Origin of the sequence: Andreesenia angusta (assembly GCF_001855385.1) — a bacterium.
GTDB lineage: Bacteria > Bacillota > Clostridia > Tissierellales > Gottschalkiaceae > Andreesenia > Andreesenia angusta.
Genome location: NZ_MKIE01000001.1, coordinates 190,803 through 217,124, shown reverse-complemented (window position 1 = coordinate 217,124; position 26,322 = coordinate 190,803). Strand labels below are relative to the sequence as shown.

Here is a 26,322-nt window from a genome sequence, read left to right as displayed (position 1 = left end):
TATATAGTGCTAAGTAATTTACAGGTGAAGTTTAAAGTTTTTGGATTGTCTGCAATAATGATTTTTTTCATAGGTGTTATGGCGTTTCTGGGGATAAGGAGCTTTCAAGTAGCCAATGGAAACTTTGAGTCTCTTTACAACAAGAATTTAAAGGTACTAGAGGCAGGTGGGGACCTCAGGACTCATACAAGGGCGAACAGTGCCAATTTATATGCGCTCATAATAGACGAGTCGGATGGATTTGAAAAGGAGATAATTTCGGACATAGAGAGCAGAAAAGAAAAGGCTAACAAGAACATGGAAGAGTTAAAGCGTCTTTCTGTAGATCAGAAGCAGAAAGAGCTTTACGCTGATCTGGAGTCAGGCTTGGTCAAGTGGAGAGAAACTATAGATAAGACACTGGATTTGCTGAGTTCAGAGGATCATAAAGGGGCTTACAAGTATTTTGTTGAAAACAAAGGCACGCTAGAGGATTATCAGTCGGCTGTGAGGGCTTTTAACGACTACAACTCAGAGCAGGCCGAAACCATGCGCAGTGAGAACAGTAGAATCTACAGCAGCACTATAATTTTTCTAACTATAGTGATAGTTCTTGTGCTTGTGGTAGCTGTTCTTGTAACGTCGGTGGTCTCAAGAAACATAGTTATACCTCTAGGAAAGACAGTGGATATGCTGGAGCTTATAGGACAGGGGGATTTGTCAAACAGTGTTTCAGACAAGTATCTGTCTAGAAAAGACGAAATAGGAAAGCTTGCAAGGGCCACTGAAAAGATGAAGCAAGCCATGGCTGAGCTTATAGGGAATGTAAAGCTAGAGGCTGCTTCGGTTGAATCGACTGTTTTATCGATGGAGAAGAATATTTCAGAGCTAAGTCAGGAGATGGAGGGGATGTCTGCAACTACCGAAGAGCTTTCGGCAGGAACAGAAGAAACTGCGGCTTCCTCGGAGGAGATGGCCACAACTGCACAGGAGATGGAGAAGGCAGTGCTTTCTATTGCTGAAAAGGCCCAAGACGGGGCGATAAACGCTGAGAGAATAGCTGGGAGAGCTGTGGAAACAAAGAAGAACGTAGTAGATGCACAGCAGAAGGCTATGACAATTTTCAACGAGACAAAGTTTGAGCTTGAGAAGTCCATAGAGGAATCTAAAGTTGTAGAGCAGATAAATTTGCTTTCAGACGCAATAATGCAGATTACAGAGCAGACGAACTTGCTTGCGTTAAACGCGGCCATAGAGGCCTCAAGGGCTGGAGAAGCTGGAAGGGGATTCGCTGTTGTAGCGGATGAGATCAGGAAGCTAGCAGAGCAGTCCAAGGACACAGTTACACAGATACAGAACATAACTGGGAAAGTTACAGACACTGTAAAGAGCCTTGCGAGCAATTCTGGCAGCCTTTTAAGCTTTATGTCCACAGATGTTCAGGAGGATTACAGCACTCTTATCGAAGTTGCTGACAGATACGATGAAGACGCAAAATTTGTAGATGGACTTGTATCAGACTTCAGCTCGACTTCCGAGGAACTGCTGGCCTCTATACATGAAATAGTTCAGACGATAGAGGCAGTCACAGTTGCATCTGGAGAGGGGGCAGAGGGGACTACTGATATTGCAGGACGGACAAACTCAGCCGCACATAGCCTAAGTGAAATTCTCGCACTTGCAGAAAATACAAACGCAAGCGCTGAGAAATTGAAGGCTGAAATATCCAAGTTCACTCTCTAGTTGAGACATGGAACCTCAGCTTTAGACATATCCTCAGACAGGCTTGAATTTTCTTCACTGAGGATTTTCTCAAAAACTCTTGAAAAGACTTCGACAACTTCAGGGTCGAATTGCTTTCCAGAGTTTTTTTTGATTTCAGCCATGGCGTACTCTGGATTCATTGCGTTTCTATAGGATCTTTTACTTGTCATGGCATCATAGGTGTCGGCTACCGCTATTATTCTGGCATGAAGCGGAATCTCTTTGCCTGAAAGCTTTCTAGGATAGCCTTCACCGTCCCATCTTTCATGGTGGGACAGAGCCACATCGGCAAGCGGCCCGTAGTCGTTCACAGAACTCAGTATGTTGTAGCTTATTTCAGGATGCTTTCTCATTTCAGTCCACTCTCGATCGTCAAGAGGGCCTTTTTTGTCAAGTATGCTGTTTCCTACAGCTATTTTCCCGATGTCATGAAGAAGTCCAGCTGTATTCAGCATATTGGCTTCAATGGGGTTCATGCCCATTTCGTTGGCAATCTCCTTGCAAAGCTCGCTTACACGTTCAGAGTGGGCTTCCTCTCTAGGCGTCTTTTCAAACAGTGTTTTCATGATTATGTTTATAGAGTTATACCTTATGCTCTTCTTCTCCGAAGTTTTACTGTGGTACATATTGTCTTCGGCTTTTCGGAATACTTCTGACATATCCTCATCGACCTGTATCTTAGTGCTGTACCCAGCCGAGGCAGTGATCGGTATTGACTCCACGGAATTACAAGAAAGAGTCCGGCATATGTTTTCAGAAAGTTCCTTGGCTTTGTGAGAGTCGGTGTTCGGAAGGAGCACTGTGAACTCGTCACCGCCTATTCTGCACACGATGCCATCAGGTCCACACTCTGACTTTAGAGAGTCAGAAACTTTTTTAAGCAGCAGATCGCCCTTCTTGTGCCCAAAAGCATCATTTATGAGCTTAAGGCCGTTCACGTCTATCAATATCAAGCTAAGTGGAAGAGAGCTGGCATTGCTCAGCCTCTCGACTTCTTTCTCAAAGAAATATCGGCTGTAGAGACCAGTGAGCTGGTCGTGAAAGCTAAGGTACTCTATCTGCTTCTGTTTAGCCTTGCTTTTTTTCAGCTGAACCAAGAGCACAAACCCACAGGCAGTTGTGATGATGGCCACTATAGACGATGCGTATATTCCCATCCTCAACTTGTAGTTGCTTATTTGCTCTTTAGTCTGGAATATGGTTTTCTCAGGCTCCCAGCTGTCTAGAATAAGCTGGTAGGTACCGTCTTCTTTTAACTTGCTTAGAGACTTGTCTATGGCTGAAAGGAGAGCTGTATCTCCCTTTTTTACGGCTATATGAGAGGTTTGCTTTGCTATAGGATTCCCAGTTATCCAAATACCTTCTATTCCTCGAGTGGCCAGCACATGAGACCCCGCCCATTTGTCCGCAATGAACACATCTATAGCTCCGCTTTTCAGTGAATCGAAGCCGTCGTTTAAGCTGGAGACTTGTACAAGCGACAGATTGTGGTTGGACTTTAAAAAGGACTCTGCGAACCCTCCGTCCTCCACCCCTACGTTGAGTCCAGATAGCGCATCGACACCGGATATCTCTATTCCGGAGTTGTTTGTAAAGATAGAAATTTCGGACTCGAGTATTGGATCTGAAAATTCAAAGTCCTTCATGCGTTCAGGCGTCTTGTTTATATGTAGGAGGGCGTCAGCTTCTCCATTTCGTAGCATTTCTTGAGCTTCAGACCATCCCTTGGTCTCGACTTTTACAGAAACACCTATGTAATTTTCCAGCTCTTTTGCAATTTCAACTGCAAGTCCAACCGACTTTCCCTTATCTTCGTACACGATGGGTGCCAAGTTTTCATTTCCCAGGATAAGTATAGAGTCGTCTTTGTTAGCAACTTTGCCACTGGAAGCACTTCCACCGACTAAAAAGAAGAGCGCGAGCGATGTAACAGCGAATTTTAAACTCAGTTTTTTTCTAAACTGCAACGGTATCATAGCAACCTCCTGTTTTGTGTAATGTCTATAAATGCTATTATACCCGAGATTTACATTGCGGGGACATCAAATATTTTCAAATCTTAATAAATTTAAACTTATTCAGAGAAAACGTAGTTTACAAAAGTCTGATGAGGGGGTAAGATGGGTATAATTTGAAGAGATAAGAGAGGAGTTAACTATATGAGTTGTGGAAGATGCGAAAAACTGCCTGAAATAGATTTCAATGTCACGGATGCATACGTAGATATTCCCACTGAGCATCATGGGGAGATATTCGAGAATGTACTCAAGGCCAATAAATACGACTATAGGGAAGTAGACAGAGGCTATTTTATTAAAAGACTAAACTTTGAGGACTTCATATCGTTTTTAAGCAATATGGTATTCAACACTGTAGAGCAAAAAGATGTAAAAGTCCTGCCGATTAAAGCTGGGGAGTCATTGAAGTTCTCTTCACTCAGGCAGTATAAAGCGCTTGTAGAGTGGAAAAGCCTGTATCAGGGGAAAGAGGTGGCCTCCATAATAGGGGAGTCTAGAATAAAGACGCTTTTTCAGCCCATAGTAGAAGCTAAGACTGGGGAGATATATGGATACGAAGCACTGAGCAGAGGAATGATGAAGAATGGCAAAATAATGAATCCAGAAGAGTTGTTTTCAAGGGCCAAAGAAATGGATCTAATGTTTTATCTGGACCGAGTCTGCAGGGAGTCTTCCATAAGAGCCGCCTCAAAGCAAGGCATAAAGAAGAGGCTGTTTGTCAATTTTATCCCGACTGCCATATACGAGCCATCGCTATGCCTTCAATCTACGGCAAAAGTGCTGAGGGAAGAGAGTATAGACCCAGAGCAAATGGTTTTCGAAGTGGTAGAGACTGAAAAAGTGGAAGACTTTGGACATTTGAACAGGATACTGGACTACTACAGAGACAAGGGGTACTCCACAGCTTTAGACGATATAGGGAGTGGATATTCCAATATAAGCTCGCTTATGCAGCTTAAGCCTGACTATATGAAGATCGAAATGAACATAATACGAGAGATACATTTAGACAGCAAGAAGCAAGAGTTGCTGGACGAGTTTATATGCAGCGGAAAAAAAGTAGGCGCAACTATTTTGGCAGAAGGCATAGAGACAGTAGAGGAGTACAACTACCTAAAAGGAAAAGATGTGGACCTTATGCAGGGGTATCTTTTCGGGAAGCCAGAGGAAGTGCCAATAAAAGAGGTAGAGCTAAGATGAGAACATTTCAAAGGTTGACCAAGGCGTATGAGAATGCGAGGGTGGAGTACTTTGACGAAAGCTCTAAGTACGTATTTTTCAGCGACTGCCATAGAGGAGACGGAAGTCTGTCTGACGAATTTACTAAAAATGAAAACACCTACCTTTCCGCGTTGAAATACTACTATGAGAGCGGCTTTACATATGTGGAGCTTGGAGACGGAGACGAGCTTTGGGAGCATTCGGACTTCAAACACATAAAGAACGCGCACTCGGATGTATTTAGCTTGCTGGCTAAGTTTTTTCACCAGGACCGATTTATACTGATATACGGAAACCACAACGCTTTTTTGAAAAACCCCAGATATGTAGAGGAAAATTACTACATAAATTACGATGAGTACACAGAGGAGTTCAACGACTTTTTGAAGGGGATACAGCCAGAAGAGGCAATTGTACTTAGACACAGCAGTACAGGGCAGGAGATACTGGCTGTACATGGGCATCAAGGCGACGTTCCAAACGACCAGCTTTGGAGACTTACAATGCTCTCTATAAAGTACTTCTGGAGATTTCTGCATGCATTTGGCATCAAGAACCCAGCGAGCCCGGTCAAAAACATCCACAAGAGGCATAAGATAGAGAAGAACTACTCTAAGTGGATAAAAGAGAAAAAGAAGATGCTCATATGCGGACATACCCATAGGTTCAAATACCCTAAGACGAGAGACCTTCCGTACTTCAACACAGGCTGCTGTATCTATCCAACCATAATAACCGCAATAGAGATTGTAGGTGGGAACATACAGCTTGTCCGCTGGGAAGTAAGGGCCAACAGCGATGGACTGCTCAAAGTGAGAAGAGACATCATGAGAGGCCCTGATCCGGTTGGGAAGTTTGATATTTAGGGTCCTTCTTCTCTGTACTCCAATATATCTCCAGGCTGGCAGTCTAGAGCTTTGCATATGGCTTCCAGAGTTGAAAACCTGACAGCCTTGGCCTTGCCGTTTTTCAGTATCGAAAGATTGGCCATAGTGAGCCCGACTGAATTTGAAAGCTCGGTCAGGCTCATCTTTCTCTTGGCAAGCATCACATCTAAATTCACTACAATAGCCATAGTTTTCACCTCATATTGTAAAATCGTGTTCTGACTTAAGATAGACGGCTTCTTCCAGAAGTCTCTGCAGCACAGCTGCAAAAACTGCCACTACAGCAGAGGCAAACGTCAGAGTCATGCCCATAAGTATAACTCCAGGAGCGTCGTCTAGCTCTCCTAAAATATAAAAGAAAGGCATAGATACAAAGTACAGTCCGCTTATCACTGCTGCACAGAGCTTTATGCTTTTTAGGGCATCTACTGAGAGCTTTGAGAAAGCTAGATCTCTGTCTATATAGTTTAAGAGTCGGAAAGCCTTGAAAAGCGCTATAAAGAATGGAACTGCTGATATAAGCATAGATCCGAGTATCGGGTAAAGGTAGTACTCAGGACCTGAACCGGAATTTGCCACTTGCTTTGCTATCCAGAATATCAGAAATATACAGAGGGCAAAGACTGGAGCGCCGATAGATACCACAGCTAGCTTTAGAAAAAGAGTAGACTTTAGTTTCATGGATTTCACCTCGTAAATATATTGTTAACTAAATGTTATCAAATTATTTATCGTTTATCAATAAAAATTTATCGTTAAAATAAACTAAGAACATGTTCTCATTGTCTCAATACTGTACTTATAATATAATGGGAACTGTGGCATTTTTGGAAAGCATTTCTATTTCATTGAATATTGCCAAAATCTAATGAGGAGGTATAGCATTTGAGAAAAGTCAAACTAAACATAGGAGCAAAAGTAATAGCAATAACTCTAGTACTTATAATCATTCCGATGATTCTGCTGGGCGTGGGAACGTACAATATTTCTCATAAAATAATGGACGAGCAGTATGAAAGTCTTGGAAAAGCCATCGGAAGCGAAGTTACAACTATAGTGGACAGGCATGTAGAAGAGATTGAAAGAAATATGAACAATTTGTCCACTATTCCGGCGCTTGCCAATGTGCTGGAAGATCCCAAGCAGGCAGAGAACATATACGACATATTCGGCAGAATGCTTGAAAGCTACGATATACAGAACCTTTACTTTGCAACATCGAAAGGAGACCTCTATCTAAGCTCCATAGTGGAGGGTGTCAACACCGGAACTGTAAGCGTAGAGGGAATCGCTGAAAAAGAGTGGTACAAGAGTGCAGTGGAAAGCGAGGACATGGCTTGGAGCGACGCATACGAGGACGAAGCCACTGGCGATTTGGTAGTTACAGTGAGCAAGTCGATAGTCAGAGACGGAGCTGTCTTAGGCGTGGTCGGTATGGACATCTCGCTCAAGACTATAAACGAAATAGTTGTAAGCGCTGGAGCTTCCGGCGAGGTATACCCAATCATCGTAGATGGCGAGGGGACCATAATAGCGGAGCAGAACACAGATGCCATCGGAAACAAGTTTGAAGCAGCAAACGAGCTAGAGGACATGGACACAGAGGTGAAGACGCTTAAGTACAAGTTTGAAGACAAAAAAAGTGGCACAGTGCAGAATCAGCTTATAATACTGAAAAACGTGGACAAGATAAACTGGAAAGTGGCCACTATACTTTCGACAGACCCGATAACAGAAGCCAAGAACAGCATAGTAAAGACGACTCTGACTATAGGTTTAATTGCGGGACTTGTGGCGACTGTGATATCAGTTATATTTGGAAAGAGCATATCCAGATCCATAAGGAAAGTAGTGGACATATTGAAGAAGATGGAGAGCGGAGACCTAACAGAGAGACTCGACATAAAGAGCGAGGACGAGTTTGGAGAAGTCAGGGATATTTTCAACAGCACAGTGGAGTCGCTAAGAAATTTAGTAGGCAATATAAAGGAGGCTTCTCACAGCGTCGGAGAACAGTCAGGCAATCTAGCTGCGCTTTCAGAGGAAGTGAATGCATCTTCGCTTGAGATATCCAGCACATCTGAGGAGATAGCAAAGGGAGCTTCCGAACAGGCCATGGATGCAGAGAGAGGTGCAAATATAGTAGAGCAGCTTTCTAGCCAGCTGTTGGAGCTAGAAGATATATCTAGAGAGATGCAAGGTCTTGTAGAGGGCATGAGAGAGACAAATGCAGAGAGCACCGAGGTTATAGGCGAGCTTCAGAGCAAGACAGAAGTCAACAACGAGAGCACAGACAAGGTGGAAGAAGAGATAATGAGGCTTGACGAGAAGATCAGCAGCATATCAGACATACTTGCCACAATAAACGACATAGCTGAGCAGACTAATTTGCTTGCACTGAACGCATCGATAGAAGCGGCCAGAGCTGGAGAGCATGGAAAGGGCTTTGCAGTAGTTGCAGATGAGATAAGAAAGCTTGCCCAAGACTCGAAAGGTTCGTCAGATAGCATAAGATCTATTATAGACAGCGTGCAGTCGGAGAGCAGGCATACCGTGGAAGTTGTAAAAGGAGTAAAAGCTGTGAACGGAGAGCAGACAGAGGCTGTTTTCAAAGTTGGAGAAGCTTTCAAGGCTATAGAAGACCTGCTTCAGGATGTGGCAGAAAAAATATCTGTTATAGGGAAGCATTCAGGCAAAATGAATGAGAGCAGGGCAGACATAGTCAACGTCATAAACAATATATCGGCAGTTTGCGAGGAGACAGCGGCATCGTCTGAGGAAGTCACAGCTTCCATACAGCAGCAGACAGCTGCCACAGAGGATGTGGCCGATTCAGCTACAAGCTTGAACGAGCTGTCGAACAAGCTAAACTATGAGATAGGCAAGTTTAAAATATAGAATAAAGTGAGGCATCTGGCTTAGGTCAGGTGCTTTTTTATTATCATCGTGAAACAAGGGTATATAGTAATCAGAAAATAGATATATGGCAATCGGGAGGTGTGTTAAATGATAGTGGAAGTGAAAAACCTGGTAAAGCGCTATAAGGACAAAACTGCGCTTGACGGATTCAACATGGAAGTAGAGAAAGGAGAGATACTAGGACTTCTAGGGCCTAACGGCTGTGGGAAGACCACGGCCATAAACTGCATATTGTCTCTTCTGAAGTTCGACAAGGGAGACATAAAACTATTTGGACAGGTCATAGAGCCAGAAAGCTACGAGATAAAGCGCAAGATAGGTATAGTGCCTCAGGAGGTGGCTGTATTTGAGAATCTCACTGTGAAAGAGAATATAGACTACTTCTGCGGCCTGTATGTAGATGACGGAGAACAGAGAAAGCGATATGTAGACGAGGCCATAGACTTTGTAGACCTTAGGGGGTACGAGAAGTTCTATCCGAAGAAGCTGAGCGGAGGGCTGAAGAGGAGGCTGAATATAGCATGCGGGATAGCCCATAAGCCAGAGCTGATATTCCTAGACGAGCCTACAGTTGCAGTAGACGCCCAGAGCAGGAATTTTATACTCAATGGGATAAAGAAGCTGAATGAAAGCGGAAGCACGGTAATATACACCACACATTATTTAGACGAGGCCGAGATGCTCTGCACCAGGATAGTCATAATGGACAACAATAAAGACCTTGTGTCGGGGACTGTGGACGAGTTAAAGAGCATGATAGGCATAAAGGAAAAGATAGTGGTGGAGTTTTCACATATAGATGAGGACACCGTGGAAAAGCTTAAAGACATAAGGAATGTCATAGATATAGAGAAGAGTCAAAACGAGTACATCATAAAGCTGCAAAGTGGGGTAAACAATTTAAGCTATCTGCTGGACTTCATAAGAGAGCACGAACTGGAGTATACTAAGCTCTACAGCAGACTTCCTTCGCTTAACGACGTGTTTTTAGAGCTTACAGGTAAGGAGCTGAGAGACTGAGATGAAAAATCTAATCAGAAACTGCATCTACCAGGCAAAGCACAACTTCAGGGATAAGGGATTTTTGTTCTGGAGCCTTCTCTACCCGATACTTATGATGACATTTTTCCATATAGCCTTCAGTGGAGTTATGGACTTCAAGCTAGAGGGTGTCAAAGTCGGGATAGAGAGAGAGAACCCTGTAAAAGACACGCTTGCGTCGATAGAGTTTATAGACACAGTCGAGACCACGGAAAAAGCTGCCGAAGAACTGCTTGAAAAAGAGGAGATAGACGGCTTTATAGACAGCAAGCTGAATCTCGCGGTTTCAGAGTCCGGGATAAACCAGACCATAATAAAGGAAGTGGTGGACGAGATAAGGCAGATAGGAGCACTTGGGATGCCGTATGAAAGCTACGACTTTACGGTAGACTATATTTCAGACAGGGACCAGCGCTCGAACTCGCTTGTGGTCATGTTCTATTCGCTCATAGCCATGGTAGCCGCCTATAGCGTGTACCCGGGACTGGAATCTGTAAACTTGATACAGGCCAATTTAAGCGATATAGGCGCAAGAGTGAGCATTTCACCTCTGAAAAAGCAGAGTTTCCTTGTAGCGGGAGCTATAGTGGCCATGGGACTGAATATCATGTCGAATGCGATGCTCTTGCTTTTTACAAAGTACTTTTTAAGGATAGAGCTGTTCTACAGCCTGAAGTACAGCCTTCTGCTTATACTGATGGGGAATGTATTTGGGGTTTCTCTTGGGATGTTCATAGGGGCTTCAAACAGAAAGAGCCTCAACTTCAAGACGGCCGTATGCATAGCCACCACGCTTTTTCTAGCGGCACTTTCAGGGCTCTTTGGCCCTTGGATCAAGCTGGCGGTGGACACCAGATTCGGAACTCTCTCCAGGATTAATCCGATATCAATAGTCTCGAACAATCTCTACAGGGTGAATTTTCTGGGAAACACAGACGGGCTTATAGAGGGAGTGGTTCTGCTTGGAGCTTACTCCGCACTGCTGATACTTCTGTCTTTTGTGTTTTTAAGGAGGCGAAGATATGACAGTATATAGGTACTTTTTAAAAGTGGCCTTCAAGAACAAGTCCATAATCCTTATGTACACTGGGATATTCTTTTTGCTTACATTGATTACAGGCTCGGGAGGCCAGACAGATGAAAGCCGTTTTGTATCCACCAAGCTGACTCTTGGGATAGTGGATAAAAGCGGCACAGCCCTTTCTAAAGGGCTTTCAAGCTATCTCTCAGAAAGGAATTACACTGAAGATATTTCGGAAGCAGCAGACGAAAAGGGCTTAAAGGAGAATATATTTCTAGAGAAGATAGACGCCGCAGTTGTAATTCCAGAGGACTTTGAAGAGACGGTGCTTAGAAAGCAAGAGGCCGTAATGATATACAGCGACCAGAGAAAACCTGAGACTGTGCAGGTGAAGAACCAGATAAGCAAGTACCTTGTGTTTGCCAACGCCACTTACCAGGATGGAGGCTTTGACTTAGAGCGAGTTTCGGGGGCGCTTAGGGAAGAGTCGGAGGTCAAGCTTATAGGCGGTGGCTCCAAGAACGGTGGAGCGGATGCATGGTTTAACCAGTACTTCAACTTTATGAGCTATGTGATAACGGCGATATATATAGCCACTATAGGGTATGTTATGAGCGACTTCAGGGAGGAGCGCATAGAGGACAGGCGAAAAATATCATCCGTGAAGCTCTCCAAGTTCAATACAGAGGTATACCTAGGACAGCTTACAGTGGCAGTCGCAATCACTTCCATCTTTATACTGGGAGCGGTGGTTTTAAGGGGCGGAGATATAGCGAAAGTGGATTTCTCAAAATACATGATAAATACAGTGGTTTTCTCGTTCTCTATACTCTGCTTTACCTATTTGGTAAACAATATGACCAGAAACAGGTTTATAAAGAACGGAATAAGCAATGTATTCTCGCTGGGTATGGCCTTTATATCGGGGGTGTTTATCTCGCAGGAGTTTTTGGGAAAAGGAGTGCTTGCAGTGGCAAAGTTCTTCCCTACTTACTACTTTATAAGGCTGAACAACAGAGATGCAAGCTCGATTGGGGACATGGGATATGAGCTGGCTGCACAGCTGGCATTTGCGGTGCTTTTCCTGACTATAGGGCTGATGCTCTCTAGAAGAAACTCAAGGGCCAATTGAATTAAAGATATGCAAATAAAAAACCACTGTCGCAAGTGAATTGTGCGACAGTGGTTTTTTAATTCGTGCTACTACGATTCAGTGCAAGCTTTGCCAGGGGAGTCTCCGCCAAAGAGCTTTTTCATAACAAAGAAAAGCACAGTGGCAAAGAGCAGGAATATCCCCAGCAGGACTTCGACGCTTGTGTAGAACGAGCTTGCTCCGATACCGCCAGTTATAGCCTCCCTGAGTCCGTAGATTGAATAGCTCATAGGAAGGTAAGGGTGTATCGTCTGGAAGAATCTGTTTGTAAGCTCTATAGGAAAAGTGCCGCCAGACCCTCCAAGCTGAACTATCAAGAGTAGCATGGACAGAAACCTTCCAGGGTTGTCGAGCGCCATGGAAAGCGTCATAACTATTGACATATAGCAGATGGCCGTGAGCACAAGCATTGAAAAGAACTTCAGCGTGCTGTCTACTTCAAGTCCCAAGGCTATCATCAAGCCACCCTCTATAAGCGCCATAAAAGTGGCTATCGTAAGCCCGACTCCGAATCGTCCAAGATACCATGAAGAGCTTGTGCGAGCCGACTCTGGCATGCTTCGTATAGGAAAGATGGAGTTGAACACAAGACATCCTATGAAAAGGGCAAGCGACATAACATAAGGCGCCAGTGCATGCCCGTAGTTCGGAACATGGCTGTACTCCAGCTCGGATATATGGGCAGGGGAGGATATCTGGTCGACCGTCTGCTCGCCTAGCTTGACTGAGTTTAGTTCTGAAGAACCTTCCTTGAGCTTTTCAGACAGCTCACCCGTTCCAGACTTAAGCTCCGAAAGTGCAGAGTCCAAGGCCACTGAGCCGTTTGAAAGCTCTGAAGATCCAGACTTAAGCTGATCTGCTCCGCCTAAAAGCTTGTTAGACCCAGCTTTCAGCTCCGAGCCTTTAGAGTCAAGTGTTTGGGTACCGCTTGAAAGCGATTGTGCACCAGACAGAAGCTCGTCAGACCCAGACTTCAGGGCGTCTATCCCTGAGAGAAGCTCCGGCATGCTCTGCTCTAGCTTTGAGGTGCCATCTGAAAGGCCTTGGGCGCCTGAAGCTAGAACAGCCATATTCGAGTCGAGAGAAGACATTCCTTCGCTTGCTCTTGAAGCTCCCTCAGACAGTTTTGGAACTGCGCTTTTTATCTCACCTAGACTTGAAACTGCCGAATAAGAGGCTTTCAGCACAGCAGCCTGCTCCTCGGAGGACAGCGATGCGAACAGAGCTGGGTTCTGACTCAGATTTTCAAGCAAAGGCTGAATCTGTTCAAGTCCTGATGAAGACTGTAGTCTGCTGTCTAAAGTCTTGAGGCTTTGGTCCAGCTCCGAAAGCCCATATGAAAGCTTTGAAGTGGCGGACTTTGCGCTGACTAGTCCTGACGCAAGCTGAGATGAGCCGTCACTTAGCTTTTTGGCCCCTTGAGGTATGGCAGCAACTTGAGACTTAAGAGTTCCAAGTCCATCGGAAAGGCTCTGAGCTCCAACACTCAGCTTTGCTGCTCCGTCATTTGCTTGAGAAACACCTTGAACATACATGGCTAGCCCGCTGTCAAAGCTGTCAGCCCCGTCTTTAAAAGTAAGAGTACCCTCTGAAAGCTTCTCTATTCCAGACTTGAGCTTCTTTTCTCCATCGACGATTTTAGAAGTACCTGAGTCAAGCGTACTAGCTCCGTCTGCCGCCGCTTCAAGGCTGTCTCCGATCTCAGCAAACTGATCTACGAGCGCATCTGCATATGCGGAGGTGACCTTTTTAGAGACCTCCGACTTAAGCTCCTTTGCGGCGGACTGCCCCATAAGCCTGCCTATAAAGTTGAGAGACCCGTTTGTCTCATAGCTGATTTCCATCTGCTTTGGAGATTCGTCCAGTATGGAAGTTGCGTTTCTGGAGAAGTCTGAAGGGATCGTTACAATCATGTAGTAGTCGTTTTTCTCAAGCCCAGACTTGGCCGTCTTTGAGTCCACAAATGACCAGTTCATGCTCTTGCTTTCTTTAAGGTTTTCCACAACCGAGTTCCCCACATCTACAGATTTTCCTCTGAACTTCACAGGCTTGTCCTCATTCACCACTGCCACTGGGAGGTTTTCGGTATGTCCGTACGGATCCCAGACCGACTTTAGGAAAAAAGAGGAGTAAAGCAACGGTATAAAGGCTATGGCTATACAAGTTGCAAGCATCAGCTTGTTTTTGAATATGTTCTTCCACTCGTTTTTAAATGTTCCCATTTATTCTATTCAACACCTTTCTGATCAAGAGTTCGCCTTCTGTATCTGTTTCGTTCCAGTCTACAATTGGAATATAGTCGAGTCCAAGCGCTGTCTGTATCAAGCTCTTTACGCTTTTCTGCTCCAAGGCGCTCAGCCAGAGCTTGTCTGCCTCCAGAAAAGCCTCCTTAAGCACCAAATCGCCAGGCTTCGGAAGCAAGTTGGCGCCAGACTGCATATTCTTAAAGACCTTGTCTGCAAGTCCAGTGTCTGGATAGGTGCTTATAGGGCCCTCCAGAGACTCTACAACTTGGCGCAGAGATATTTCCTCGGGACTTTTAGACAGAGTGAAGCCTCCGTTGTTTCCAGGAACAGACTTCACAAGATCCGCCACAACTAGCTTTCTGAATATCTTCCTGAGATATGTAGGCGAGGCCTCCAGCATCTTATTTATCACCTGCGAAGACACAGGTATACTCACATCTTGAGTGGCCAGAAGTGCTATTATGCATACAGCCTGCTCGAATCCATTTTTAAGTTTCATACACAAACCTCCTTTGAATATAGATAATAAATATCTATGATGGATAAACTATATCTATATTCTAAACTTTTCGAGAAAAAAATCAAGCTTTTTTGTATAATATATAAAATAAAAAAGGACCCTGAGGGCCCTTGCTGCACTTATTCATGATTTTAAGTTATGTAGAGCATCTAGATTTCTCTGGCTGATAGACCGTATTGTCTCGGCGTGTCCGTTTATCGCGGAGCACAGCTCCATGCAAACAGCTATTCTTGCGCTAACGTCATCTTTTATTTTGGAGATATCCCTGTTCCTGTGTGTTTTCACTTTTAACCCCCCCTTGATTCTATTTCATGTGTTTAGACTACTGTTTTTTAGCTCGGAAAAAAAGTATGAAACGGTTAGGCTTTTGTAAAATAATGTTATGGGATTGTATATTATGGGTAAAGTTATAGAAAAGGCTTCAAGGAGGCGCTACTATGAACAGCTCCAGATTTTTGCTTGACTTATCGTTTATACTTATAAGCACGAAGGCCCTTGGGCTTCTTTCCAGGAAGGTACATATGCCACAGGTGGTAGGAGCGCTGATTGCAGGGCTAATTCTAGGTCCTTCAGTGCTGGACGCCGTCATGGACACAGACTTCATAAAGCAGACGGCAGAACTTGGCGTCATACTGATTCTGTTCGCAGCAGGGCTGAAGGTGGACTTGTACAAAATAAAAAGTAGCGGAAAAACCGCGCTTTTAGTGGCTATGCTGGGAGTACTGTTTCCGATGGTTATGGGATTTATTGTATCGTATGTGTTTATGCTCGGATTGGACAGTGCTTCGATTATGAGGAATATATTCATAGGAACCATTCTGACAGCCACTTCGGTATCGATATCGGTAGAGACGCTGAAGGAAATGGGGAAACTTAAAAGCGAAGTTGGGACTGCCATAGTGACCGCCGCACTCATAGACGATGTGATAAGTATAGTGCTGCTTGCAGCTATATCTGGGTTTGCATCGGGCTCTAGCTCGTCAGGTCTTTGGAGTCTTATGGCCGGAGTTCTGGTCAAGATAGTGGCCTTCTTCGTTTTCTCCGGAATTGTAGGACTGGCCTTCCACAAGGTGTTTCAGACCTACTCGGACGGACTTTCCAAGAAGAGAAGATTCCCCATAATAGCGCTTTCATTCTGCTTTATGATGGCATTCATATCGGAGCATTTCTTCGGCATCGCTGATATAACGGGAGCTTTTATAGCTGGGGTTGTGTTCTTCAACACAGACCAGTCTGAATATATATACGAAAGAGTGGATGAGCTTTCATATCTATATCTTACTCCGGTCTTCTTTGCAAGCATAGGAATATCGAGCAACCTGAAGTCGATAGACTCGAAGATGATATACTTCGGGCTGATGCTTCTATTGATAGCAATCGTATCGAAGGTGATAGGGTGCGGACTGGGAGCGAAGATAAGCGGATTTTCAAATTCCGACTCTCTTAAAGTGGGAGTCGGTATGTCCGCCAGGAGCGAAGTGGCCCTTATAGTTGCCAACAGTGGCGTCATGCTAGGAGCCATAAGTTCTGATATATTTCCTGTGATAATACTCTTAGTTATAGCCAGCTCTATTATAACCCCGGTGTTACTGAAGTTATCTTACAACAGTAAAGACTGACAGGAGATTCCGTCATATGTTCACTTAAAATTCACAATTCTGATGTAGTATAAAAGTGAACATGATTGGAGGGGGAGAAAATGAAAAGTCTATCAAAAACAGAGCTTGCAAGAAAGATAGTTCAGCTGGCGTTCTTTGCAGCTTTTCCAGGGATATTCGTGGCGGTTTACTCGGGGATAAAGAGTCTTTATATGGGGATATTTCATCAGACGGCGGATATTTCGGAGTTTTTTCCAGAAGTTGCGCTGGCTGTGATGGTGGTCTTGGCCACAGTTTTTCTGGGAAGGTTTTTCTGCGGATGGATGTGCGCATTTGGGGCGCTACAGGACTGGATTTTCGAGTTGGCAGGGATGTTTAGAAAGAGAAAGACGAAAGTTCCAGCGGGGGTAGATGCTGCGCTGAAAAAGCTTAAGTATGCAGTTCTTCTGCTTGCCGTGATATTTATATGGACGATTGAGATGAGTCCGGCACTGGGATATAATCCGATAGATGCTTTCGGGGTTATTTCATCTGACCCAGGGATCGAAAGCCTGAAGCTTCTATTTGAAAGCTTTCTACCAGGAACTGTAATCATGATTATAATTCTGCTGACATCGGCATTTATAGAGAGGTTTTTCTGCCGATACCTCTGTCCAACGGGGGCTATATTTGCACTGGGCTCAAGGCTCAGGATGATATTTATAAGGAAAAATAGGGAAGAGTGCAGCTCAAGCTCTTGCAAGCTGTGCACAAATAACTGCAGCATGGGGATAGATATGAGCAAGCACGATGAAATACACTCTGGAGAGTGCATAGACTGCTTGAAGTGCATAGATGCTTGCAGAAAGTCAAACACAAGGCTGACAGTTCTCGGCAAGGAAGCAAATCACCTTGCGGTGGTTCTTGTTTCAGTGGCTCTGATTTCAGGGGTGATATTAGGAGGCAACTCCATCCTGAAAAAAAGCCTTGAGACGAAAAACGCCGAGACAGATACCCCTATAGGGACTTCAGAAAAAGAGACTTCAGAAAGCTCCGGTTACAGCGAGGACAGCGAAGTTAAAGAGGAGCCTGCTGAAACAGCTGAGCCTGAAGGAATCTACAAGGATGGAATTTATGAAGGCACCGGAATCGGGTTCAGAGGAGAGACAAGAGTATCTGTCGTAGTAGAAAACGGTCTTATAACCGACATAGAAGTTTTAGACAGCCAGGACGACGAGAAATTTCTGGTGAGGGCGGAAAGTGGGGTTGTGGGATCTATAATAGATACGCAGTCTTTGGAAGTGGATGCTGTTTCAGGAGCTACCTACAGCAGCGATGGCATAATGGAAGCTGTAAAAGATGCCGTTGAGTAGAGTTTATATCCTTGACAAATAATTAGTCATAGGATATTGTTAATATACATTACGGGTGCCTGCGAAGCAGGCTGAGAGGAAAGATAGAGATCTTTCTAACCGTCTAACCTGATCTGGGTAATTCTAGCGTAGGGATTATATTGGTGAATTGTATTCTGTGGCGGCAGCTACAGGATTGGTACGCTTATTTTTAATCCCCTCCGGATATTCCCGGAGGGGATTTTATAATTTAGAGAGGAGAGATTGAATATGAATGCAAGCATAGCGATACAGGTACTTCCGAAGGTGGAGACAGACAGCGAGGTGTGCAGAATAGTAGACCAGGTGATAGCACATATAGAGCAGACTGGTCTAAGCTACTATGTTGGATCGTTCGAGACGACAGTGGAGGGAGAGTTCGAGGAGCTTATGGAGCTGATTAAGGAGTGCCAGTACATAGCTGTAAAATCAGGATGTCCGTCTGTTATGTCCTACGTGAAGATAAGCTTCAAGCCGGAGGGAGGCATCCTGACAATTGACCAGAAAGTTTCAAAGCATCATAGATAGCGCTTCAAAGTACATTGCAATAGCACTGCTATTGGCGGTGTGGCAAGTACTGTCATACACAGGGACTGTGCCTGAACACATGCTTCCATCTCCAGGAGATGTGATTTCGGCCTTTATATCGGAGCTTCCGCTTCTTGTGGAAAACTCCAGGATAACTCTGCTAGAGGCCTTTTACGGCCTAGGGGTTGGGGTGGCGCTTGGATTCGCTGTGGCCGTACTTATGGACAGGTACAGAGCTTTTTATAAGGCATTCTATCCTGTACTGGTTATAACACAGACGGTACCGACAGTGGCTATTGCGCCTCTTCTAGTGCTCTGGATGGGATACGGAATGGCTCCGAAGGTGGCGCTGGTGGTCATAGTTACGTTTTTCCCTATAACCGTGGGACTTCTAGACGGTCTTAAGTCGGCTGATTCAGACGCCATAGAGCTGCTAAAGGCCATGAACGCCACAGACTGGCAGATGTTCAGGCATATAAAGCTTCCGAGCTCCATCCCATACTTTTTTGCAGGACTTAGAATAGCCGTGTCCTACTCTGTGGTTGGAGCTGTAATATCTGAATGGCTTGGAGGATTTGAGGGGCTGGGAGTCTATATGATAAGGGTGAAGAAGTCCTATTCTTTTGACAAGATGTTCGCGGTAATACTGCTTGTGTCGTGTATAAGTCTTCTGCTGATGAAGCTTGTGTCTGTGCTTAAAAAAGCCTGTATGCCTTGGGCAAAAGAAGAAAATAAACTGTAGAGGAGAGAAAATATGAAAAAGATAATTTCAGCATTTTTAGCAATCGCCATGACGATTTCGATGTCGGCTTGCGGAAGCGAGAAAGAGAAGAGTGGAGAGTTGGAGAAGGTAAGTCTGGTGCTTGACTGGACTCCGAACACAAACCATACAGGGCTCTACGTAGCCCAGGAAAAGGGATATTTTGAAGAGCAGGGGATAGAAGTAGAGATAGTGCAGCCGCCTGAAGGAGGCGCAGACAGCCTTGTGGCCTCAGGGAAGTCCCAGTTCGGGATATCGTTTCAGGACACCATAGCGCCGGCATTTGCCTCAGACAGTCCGCTTCCTGTCACTGCAATAGCGGCGATACTTCAACACAACACCTCGGGCATAATATCGCTTAAGGGAAATGGAATGGATACGCCGTCTGGAATGGGCGGAAAGACATACGCGACATGGGATGTGCCGGTCGAGAAGGCCATAATAAAGTCGGTTGTGGAGTCGGACGGAGGAGACTACGAATCTATAGAGATGGTCCCTAGCACTGTGACAGATGTGGTGACAGCTCTTAAGTCGGATATAGACGCTGTATGGGTTTACTATGCCTGGGATGGAATAGCTTCCAAGGTCAAAGGCGTGGAGACTGATTTCTTCGCATTCAAGGATATAGACCCCGTGCTGGACTACTACAGCCCTATCATAATAGGAAACAACAGCTATATGGAGAGCAATGAAGCTGAGACAAAGTCGTTTCTAGAGGCTGTTTCCAAGGGATATGAATATGCTGCAGAAAACCCTGAAGAGGCTGCGGAGATACTCCTAAAGGCCAGCCCTGAGCTAGACAGAGAGCTTGTGATGGAAAGTCAGAAGTGGATTGCCAAAGAGTATAAATCGGATGCTGAAAAATGGGGAGTAATAGACAAGAGCAGATGGGACGGATTTTACAAATGGCTTTGGGATGGAGAGCTTGTGGAAAAAGAGATATCGCCTGGATTTGGATTCACCAATGAATACCTTCCAGAATAAACTTTCAAAGGGGAGTGCTCTATGTTAAAGCTTGCTGTAGAGAATGTATCGAAAAGCTACGGGAAGGAAGATGTCATAAAGGATATATCGATCAAACTGGAGAAGGGGGAGATAGTCTCTGTTCTAGGGCCTAGCGGCGTAGGAAAGACAACTCTCTTCAACGTGATATCGGGGCTTCTTGCTCCAGACTCCGGCAGAGTGGTATTGGACGGTGAGGATATATCTGGAGTGTGCGGAAGAGTGAGCTATATGCTCCAGAAGGACCTTCTGCTTCAGCACAAGACTGTACTGGAAAATGCGGTGCTTCCCCTTCTGATAAAGGGGGAGAAGAAGTCTGAGGCCTTAAGAAAGGCAGATAGCTATTTCGGTGTTTTCAACATAGAGGGAAGCCAGAGCAAGTATCCAGATCAGCTGTCTGGAGGCATGCGCCAGAGGGTTGCGCTTCTCCGAACTTACCTTTTCTCTAAGGAAGTTGCACTTCTAGACGAGCCTTTCAGCGCTCTGGACGCTATAACCAAGGTGAATATGCACAGCTGGTATATGGAAGTCATGAAGGAGATTAAGCTTACGACTCTATTTATAACACATGATATAGACGAAGCTTTAATGCTTTCAGACAGAATATATATCATGACAGGGAAGCCTGGACGGATTGAGGAAGAGCTAATTATAGATGTTGAAAAACCTAGACATGAAGATTTTCTCTGGAGCGATGAATTTGCACTGTACAAGAAACATATAATGAAACTACTTAAAGTAGACTAGAAATACCTCGAAAAGCTTTAAATATGCTAATATTTCTATATAGGCTATTTCGAAGAAAAGGTGTGAGGAAAATGGAGTATACAGGAGAGAGGGTAATACCCAAAAAGATGGATCCCCAGAATGGACTGCTCTTGGAGCATATAGCCAGGTACGAGTTCGCCAGGCAGTTTGCAAAGGGAAGAGTGCTGGATATAGCATGTGGTTCCGGATATGGATTGGAACTGCTCCGCACAGGAAATGACGGGCTGGAGGAGATAGTGGGGATAGACATATCTGAGGAGTCGATAGAGTACGCCAAGGAGCACTACAGCTACAGCAATACAAGCTATTATGTAGACGATGCGCTGAACAGGAATCTGCATAGAGTATACGGGCAGTTCGACACTGTAATAAGCTTTGAGACTATAGAGCATTTTGAAGGCGACAAGATTTTTGTGGATAACATTTATAACCTGCTGAAGCCAGGAGGAAAATTCATAGTCTCGACACCGTTCGGAAGGGGAAAAGGAGAGCCTTGTACCTGTCCGTTCCATGTATACCAGTACCGGGAAGAGGAATTTCTAGAGGTGCTCAGTCCCTTTAAATCGCTTGAGATGTACAATCAGTCAAGCGAAGCCATAGAGATTCCAAAAGCGGACAAGAAGTACTACATTATGATAGCTGTGTGTGTGAAGTAACAAGCCCTCGAAAGTGATATAATATATGATACTGATCAATGGAGGTGATAGTATGACAGATAAAATTGTAAAAAAGCCCTCTCCTTCTATGGACAAGTGGATAAGAGAGGCGAAGTCTGACCATAGGGCTTCAGAGGTGGGAATGTACTTGTTCCACAATGGAACTGTCAGGGAGACTCCTAAGGCGAAAGTGAGAAACGGGGTAGACGACGGATCATCTGTAGTGGGAATGGAGTTCTCCTTCGACGCTGAGAAAGTCGAAAGAGCTGTAGAGGAGACAAAGCAGAGAGCTGGAATACTCTATGTGAGAGCCTGGCTCAACGAGGGGACTTTAGACGTGGGAGACGATATAATGTACGTTCTAATCGGAGGAGATATAAGGCCCAACGTAGTAGACGGGCTTCAGTTTCTAGTTGAAAAGCTTAAGACGGAATGCGTTACAGAGATAGAGCAGAAAGATTAGTGGACAGCAAATTGCAGTTGAAAACTAAAAGGCGGAAGCAATTAGTCGCTGTTGGCATAGTAGCTGTAATTGCTACAGTTTTTTTCACATGGCAAAATAACAGCATAGTTATCTCGGATTACAGCTACAAGAGCGAGCTGGTCTCCGAATCACTTAAAGGGTTTAAGGTGCTTCAGGTATCTGACCTTCACAACAAGGAATTTGGACAGAAACAGTCCCATATAATTGAAAAAATAAGAGCTATTTCACCTGATATAATCGTAGTTACTGGGGATGTAATAGACAGAAGAAGGTATGACCTTGAAACAGCGGTGGATTTTGCTTCTCAGGCAGTCCAGATAGCCCCAGTCTACTATGTGTCCGGAAACCATGAAGCCTGGTCTGGTAGTTACAGCCAAATTAAAAAAGCTCTAAAAGAAAAAGGCGTTGTAGTTCTGGACAATGAATCGGCGGTCTATAAAAAGGGTGAACAAGAATTGACTATAGTTGGAGTTATGGATCCTGCGTTTGATATGGAGAGTTACTTGGAGGAAGCCAATGTAAAAGACATGGGATCATACTTGTCTGAAACGCTGGAAGAAGAAAAGCTTGAGATTTTGCTTTCACATAGACCTGAACTTATGGAGTTCTACAGTGAACAAGGAGTGGACTTGGTTTTTTCAGGCCACGCACATGGTGGACAGATACGGTTACCACTTGTAGGAGGGTTAATCGCACCTAACCAAGGTCTGTTTCCTGAGTACGACGTTGGAACGTATTCAGAGGGCGGTACAACCATGGTCGTAAGCAGAGGGCTTGGAAACAGCGCTTTTCCTCTGAGGATATTCAACAGGCCTGAACTCGTAGTTTTGACTTTGGAATAGAAAGTGAAAAAATATAGAAAACCTCAGCTGGCATGAAAACTTGCCTGCCGAGGTTTTTTTATGCTTATTTATGACGAAAAAATGACACAAAAGCTAATATAGTTTGACAAAGTGGTGAAAATTTTATAAAATGCAGTAGTGGAAAACAATCAGGTTAAACTATGTTAGGAGAGTTGAGATGAAAAAACTTAGAGTAATAGTGTTGACATTTTTATCTATGCTTGCGTTGAGTTCTTTTTCTTTGGCAAGCGGAGATATATCTATAGTTGTAAATGATGCAGAGATAAGCACGGATGTGGCTCCAGCCGTTATGAACGGTAGAACACTGGTGCCAGCGAGAGCTGTGTTTGAAAATATGGGGGCAGAGGTGGGCTGGAACAGCCAGACAAAATCTGTAACTGTAAAGCTGAATCAGGCAGAGGTTAAGCTCACTTTAGGATCTAGAGTTGCAAAAGTGAACGGAACGAATATATGCTTAGATCAGCCAGCTATGGCTGTAAACGGTAGGACACTGGTGCCTGTGAGGTTTATATCAGAAAGCCTTGGGGCCAAGGTCGGATGGAATGGAGATACAAGCACAGTCACAATAGAGACTAACGAAAATCTTGGGCTTGGAAAGCCTAAGTCCAGTTCTGGAGCTGCCGTGCTTGGACAAGAGGTGGTCATGAGGGCTACAGCTTACGGAGACTCGGCTGCAGAAAACGGCGGATGGGCAGGACTCACGTCGCTCGGGACAAAGCTTAGGCCGGGAGTTGTAGCGGTGGATAGAAACGTCATACCGCTTGGAACAAAGCTCTATATAGAGTACGCAGACGGAACTCCATACGGATTTGTAGTGGCAGAGGACACAGGGGGAGCTATAAAGGGAAACAAGATAGACATATTTATGGACTCTTCGCTTGTGAGAAGCTTCGGAGTCAAGTCGATGAAGGTATATGTAGTTAAATAGAAGCAGAGTTGATTGAAAAAGTTCTAATCGAGTTTATCTCGACTAGAACTTTTTTGATTTCTAGAGCTTCTAGATTGAGCTAGTAGTAGCTTGGAAATATGATATAATTGTTATTCACGAATATGTACATAAGTATACTTGGTTTGAAAGGGTGGCTTCTAAAATGAGTTCAAATTACAAACTCAATCAAGCAGGCTTGGTTGAATTTATACATAAACTTCCCACGCCAGCGATATTGGTGTCGAAAAACTTTGAAAATAGTTTTGAAATTCTGAGTCTCAACACAGCATTTGAAAAAAGTTTTAAGTGTCTAGAGCGTGAACTTTTGGGAGAGAATCCTGTGGATCTATTTGACGCTTGTTTTGAAAATAGATTGAATGAAGGTTTTGTAGACATTGAATGTATGGCCAAGCTGAAAGATGGAGAGGAAGTTCCTACGTATGTAAAGATATCAAAAATAGATACAGAAAGTGAAGAGGGGTTAAAGCTGATTTTAGTTCAAGATGCCTCTAGAGAATATGAGCTTGAGCGAGAATTAGAAAGGCTTCATACTCAAAGTGAATCTATCTTTGAACACAGACCGGACTTCAACTACACAATAAACAGAGAAGGGTATATGACAAGCGTAAACCTCGTAGGTGAAAAGCTTTTAAAGTATTCAAAGTCAGAGATGCTGAGAATGCACTATACAGAGTTTATACACGAAGCTGATATTTATACTACACAGCAGAAGTTTAAAAAAGTTCTGGAAAGCAAAGTGGTTCAGTTCGAAATCAAACTTTGCACTAAATATGGCGAGAAGATCATAGTATATATAACTGCAATTCCAATTCTAGACGGTGGGGAAGTGGTTGGAGTATACGGAAATGCACGAGATATTACAAAAGACAGGGAGATTGAAAATCAGCTCCAAGAAAGCGAACAGCGATACAGATCTCTCTTTGAAAACAATGTGGACGCAGTTGTGACGTTTGATCTGGATGGGAATTTTGCTTTTATGAACAGCGCCACTGAAAAGCTGATGGGATATTCATCTGAAGAGCTATTGGGGAGACCATTTTTGCCACACATTGTATCCGAATACAAGGAATTTACTTTAAACGAGTTTAGCAAGGCATTGAAGGGAAAAGCCATACAGTACGAGACGGCGATGTACAACAAGAAAAAAGAGATAGTTGACCTCCACATAACTGTAATCCCTATAATACTGGATAGCCAAGTTGTTGGGATACACTGCATTGGAAAGGATATAACTATGCAGAAAAATATAGAGAAAAGGCTGAGTGATATGGCCTACCGTGACTATCTGACAGGGCTTCCAAATCAATATGCATTTCAAGGTCATGTAGAGGCGCTAGTGAAGGGAGATCGTTCGTTTGCAATACTGATGATAGACTTGGACAGGTTTAAGTCTGTAAATGACAGCTGGGGTCATGAAGTAGGTGACCAGTTGCTAAAAGCTGTTTCAGAGAGGCTTCTCAAGTACATTCCGCATAATGCCGACCTCTTTAGATATGGGGGAGACGAATATATTATATCGTTTGAATCTAAAAGCAAAGGCGAGATACATCACTTTGTGACGATGATTCAGAACTTGTTTAAAAACTCCTTTATAGTGAACGGAATTGAAATATCCATATCCTCAAGCATAGGTGTAAGCCTATGTCCAGAGGATGGAAGCGACATAGACACATTGCTTAAAAAGTCTGACAATGCGCTTTATTTTTCCAAGCGTCACGGTAGAAATCACTTCACCCTCTACCAGGATGTAGCGGACGAGATTGACAACCAGCTCTTAAAGACAGAGCTTTTGCTGAAAAATGCATTACAGAAAGAAGAGCTTTTCTTGGCTTATCAGCCTCAGATAGATATCAGCGACTACAGTGTATACGGGGTGGAAGCTCTCCTGAGGTGGGAAAATGAAGAAATTGGACTTGTACCGCCAAGTCACTTCATCCCCATAGCAGAGGACAGCGGACTTATAATTGAGATTGGGAAATGGGTCATAGAGACAGCCTGTAGACAGCTTGCAGACTGGAAAGACTTGAGAGTCAGAGATGTGAAAATGTCAGTTAACGTGTCGACATACCAATTCTACCACATAGATTTTATACCGCATCTTCAGGAGACTATAAGGACTACGGGAATCGACCCGAGCCAGCTTGTACTTGAGATAACAGAGTCTATTGCCTCCAATGCCGGAACTGTAATCGACCAGCTGAAAAAGCTCAAAGAGATGAAAGTGAAAGTTTCTATAGACGACTTTGGCACGGGATACAGCTCGCTTAAATATCTAAAGGACTTTCCTATAGATCATCTTAAAATAGATAAATCCTTTGTCCAGGAGATAGGGGAAGACGAAAAAAGCGAGGACATAGTCTCATCTATAATCACACTGGCTCGCAATCTAGGTTTTCAGACTATAGCTGAAGGCGCAGAAACTGAGCAGCATATACAGTTTTTGAAAAATCAAAAATGCGACCTTGTTCAAGGATACTACTTCAGCAAGCCTCTTTACTCGAAAACGTTCAAGTGTTGGCTGTCAAATTGGAATATTTAAAAAAGCCTCCCGGCCTAAAACGGGAGGCTTTTTGTA

At 44.1% G+C, this 26,322-nt stretch carries 23 protein-coding genes and 1 riboswitch; of the genes, 18 read left to right on the top strand and 5 right to left on the bottom strand.

What is annotated here, in order from left to right:
• Positions 1 to 6: 6 nt before the first annotated feature.
• Entirely contained in the window at positions 7 to 1,722 is a 1,716-nt protein-coding gene (locus EUAN_RS01065; RefSeq protein ID WP_084655632.1) for a methyl-accepting chemotaxis protein, read from the top strand.
• On the opposite strand, the gene EUAN_RS01060 is transcribed toward EUAN_RS01065, so the two are convergent.
• Positions 1,719 to 3,719, bottom strand: a complete 2,001-nt coding sequence (locus EUAN_RS01060; protein ID WP_071060771.1) for an HD domain-containing phosphohydrolase — start codon at positions 3,717 to 3,719, stop codon at positions 1,719 to 1,721. The two genes, EUAN_RS01065 and EUAN_RS01060, sit on opposite strands and share 4 nt — an antisense overlap.
• Before the next feature lie 183 nt (positions 3,720 to 3,902).
• Here EUAN_RS01060 and EUAN_RS01055 point away from each other — a divergent pair, with 183 nt between their 5' ends.
• The gene (locus EUAN_RS01055) at positions 3,903 to 4,961 is read left to right on the top strand and encodes an EAL domain-containing protein (RefSeq protein WP_071060768.1); all 1,059 of its coding nucleotides are present in this window, start codon (positions 3,903 to 3,905) and stop codon (positions 4,959 to 4,961) included.
• Positions 4,958 to 5,848: a metallophosphoesterase family protein gene (locus EUAN_RS01050; protein ID WP_071060766.1), complete on the top strand. Its 891-nt coding sequence runs from the start codon at positions 4,958 to 4,960 to the stop codon at positions 5,846 to 5,848. Before EUAN_RS01055 ends, EUAN_RS01050 begins: the two co-directional genes overlap by 4 nt.
• Here EUAN_RS01050 and EUAN_RS01045 read toward each other — a convergent pair.
• Both EUAN_RS01045 and EUAN_RS01040 read right to left on the bottom strand, forming a co-directional pair.
• On the bottom strand, positions 5,845 to 6,057 hold the full coding sequence (locus tag EUAN_RS01045) for a helix-turn-helix domain-containing protein (protein WP_071060764.1): 213 nt from the start codon (positions 6,055 to 6,057) through the stop codon (positions 5,845 to 5,847). The two genes, EUAN_RS01050 and EUAN_RS01045, sit on opposite strands and share 4 nt — an antisense overlap.
• A 10-nt stretch (positions 6,058 to 6,067) precedes the next feature.
• Positions 6,068 to 6,550, bottom strand: a complete 483-nt coding sequence (locus tag EUAN_RS01040; protein WP_071060761.1) for a DUF2975 domain-containing protein — start codon at positions 6,548 to 6,550, stop codon at positions 6,068 to 6,070.
• A 204-nt stretch (positions 6,551 to 6,754) separates the two neighbouring features.
• Here EUAN_RS01040 and EUAN_RS01035 point away from each other — a divergent pair, with 204 nt between their 5' ends.
• From EUAN_RS01035 to EUAN_RS01020, 4 genes are all read left to right on the top strand, one after another.
• Entirely contained in the window at positions 6,755 to 8,767 is a 2,013-nt protein-coding gene (locus EUAN_RS01035) for a methyl-accepting chemotaxis protein (RefSeq protein WP_071060759.1), read from the top strand.
• 108 nt (positions 8,768 to 8,875) lie between these two features.
• Positions 8,876 to 9,808, top strand: coding sequence for an ABC transporter ATP-binding protein (locus tag EUAN_RS01030; RefSeq protein ID WP_071060758.1), 933 nt, complete (start codon positions 8,876 to 8,878; stop codon positions 9,806 to 9,808).
• 1 nt (position 9,809) lies between these two features.
• Positions 9,810 to 10,865, top strand: a complete 1,056-nt coding sequence (locus EUAN_RS01025; protein ID WP_071060756.1) for an ABC transporter permease — start codon at positions 9,810 to 9,812, stop codon at positions 10,863 to 10,865.
• A complete protein-coding gene (locus EUAN_RS01020; protein WP_071060754.1) occupies positions 10,852 to 11,982 on the top strand; it encodes an ABC transporter permease in 1,131 nt (376 codons plus the stop codon). Before EUAN_RS01025 ends, EUAN_RS01020 begins: the two co-directional genes overlap by 14 nt.
• Before the next feature lie 71 nt (positions 11,983 to 12,053).
• On the opposite strand, the gene EUAN_RS01015 is transcribed toward EUAN_RS01020, so the two are convergent.
• Both EUAN_RS01015 and EUAN_RS01010 read right to left on the bottom strand, forming a co-directional pair.
• A complete protein-coding gene (locus EUAN_RS01015) occupies positions 12,054 to 14,225 on the bottom strand; it encodes a YhgE/Pip domain-containing protein (RefSeq protein WP_071060752.1) in 2,172 nt (723 codons plus the stop codon).
• Positions 14,212 to 14,748 (bottom strand): Rrf2 family transcriptional regulator, encoded by a 537-nt coding sequence (locus tag EUAN_RS01010; protein ID WP_071060750.1) that lies wholly within the window; start codon positions 14,746 to 14,748, stop codon positions 14,212 to 14,214. Before EUAN_RS01010 ends, EUAN_RS01015 begins: the two co-directional genes overlap by 14 nt.
• A gap of 458 nt (positions 14,749 to 15,206) precedes the next feature.
• Between EUAN_RS01010 and EUAN_RS01005 the strand changes: the two genes are divergently transcribed.
• The 11 genes from EUAN_RS01005 to EUAN_RS00955 all read left to right on the top strand — a co-directional run bounded on the left by EUAN_RS01005 (position 15,207) and on the right by EUAN_RS00955 (position 26,286).
• Positions 15,207 to 16,388 (top strand): cation:proton antiporter, encoded by a 1,182-nt coding sequence (locus EUAN_RS01005; protein ID WP_071060748.1) that lies wholly within the window; start codon positions 15,207 to 15,209, stop codon positions 16,386 to 16,388.
• Positions 16,389 to 16,468: 80 nt separating this feature from the next.
• Positions 16,469 to 17,719, top strand: coding sequence for a 4Fe-4S binding protein (locus tag EUAN_RS01000; RefSeq protein WP_071060747.1), 1,251 nt, complete (start codon positions 16,469 to 16,471; stop codon positions 17,717 to 17,719).
• A gap of 41 nt (positions 17,720 to 17,760) precedes the next feature.
• Positions 17,761 to 17,872: riboswitch (TPP riboswitch) on the top strand.
• Between the two features lie 96 nt (positions 17,873 to 17,968).
• A complete protein-coding gene (locus EUAN_RS00995; RefSeq protein ID WP_071060745.1) occupies positions 17,969 to 18,265 on the top strand; it encodes a thiamine-binding protein in 297 nt (98 codons plus the stop codon).
• Entirely contained in the window at positions 18,234 to 19,007 is a 774-nt protein-coding gene (locus EUAN_RS00990) for an ABC transporter permease (RefSeq protein WP_071060743.1), read from the top strand. The genes EUAN_RS00995 and EUAN_RS00990 overlap by 32 nt, the downstream gene beginning before the upstream one ends.
• A 12-nt stretch (positions 19,008 to 19,019) precedes the next feature.
• Positions 19,020 to 20,009, top strand: coding sequence for an ABC transporter substrate-binding protein (locus EUAN_RS12415; protein ID WP_071060741.1), 990 nt, complete (start codon positions 19,020 to 19,022; stop codon positions 20,007 to 20,009).
• 21 nt (positions 20,010 to 20,030) lie between these two features.
• Positions 20,031 to 20,774, top strand: a complete 744-nt coding sequence (locus tag EUAN_RS12410; protein WP_071060739.1) for an ABC transporter ATP-binding protein — start codon at positions 20,031 to 20,033, stop codon at positions 20,772 to 20,774.
• 71 nt (positions 20,775 to 20,845) lie between these two features.
• Positions 20,846 to 21,451 (top strand): class I SAM-dependent methyltransferase, encoded by a 606-nt coding sequence (locus EUAN_RS00975; protein ID WP_071060737.1) that lies wholly within the window; start codon positions 20,846 to 20,848, stop codon positions 21,449 to 21,451.
• A gap of 52 nt (positions 21,452 to 21,503) precedes the next feature.
• On the top strand, positions 21,504 to 21,914 hold the full coding sequence (locus EUAN_RS00970) for a molybdenum cofactor biosynthesis protein MoaE (protein WP_071060735.1): 411 nt from the start codon (positions 21,504 to 21,506) through the stop codon (positions 21,912 to 21,914).
• A gap of 17 nt (positions 21,915 to 21,931) precedes the next feature.
• Positions 21,932 to 22,777: a metallophosphoesterase gene (locus EUAN_RS00965; protein WP_211266235.1), complete on the top strand. Its 846-nt coding sequence runs from the start codon at positions 21,932 to 21,934 to the stop codon at positions 22,775 to 22,777.
• Positions 22,778 to 22,955: 178 nt separating this feature from the next.
• Positions 22,956 to 23,726, top strand: coding sequence for a stalk domain-containing protein (locus EUAN_RS12840; RefSeq protein WP_071060731.1), 771 nt, complete (start codon positions 22,956 to 22,958; stop codon positions 23,724 to 23,726).
• Between the two features lie 163 nt (positions 23,727 to 23,889).
• On the top strand, positions 23,890 to 26,286 hold the full coding sequence (locus tag EUAN_RS00955; protein ID WP_071060729.1) for a sensor domain-containing protein: 2,397 nt from the start codon (positions 23,890 to 23,892) through the stop codon (positions 26,284 to 26,286).
• Positions 26,287 to 26,322 lie beyond the last annotated feature (36 nt).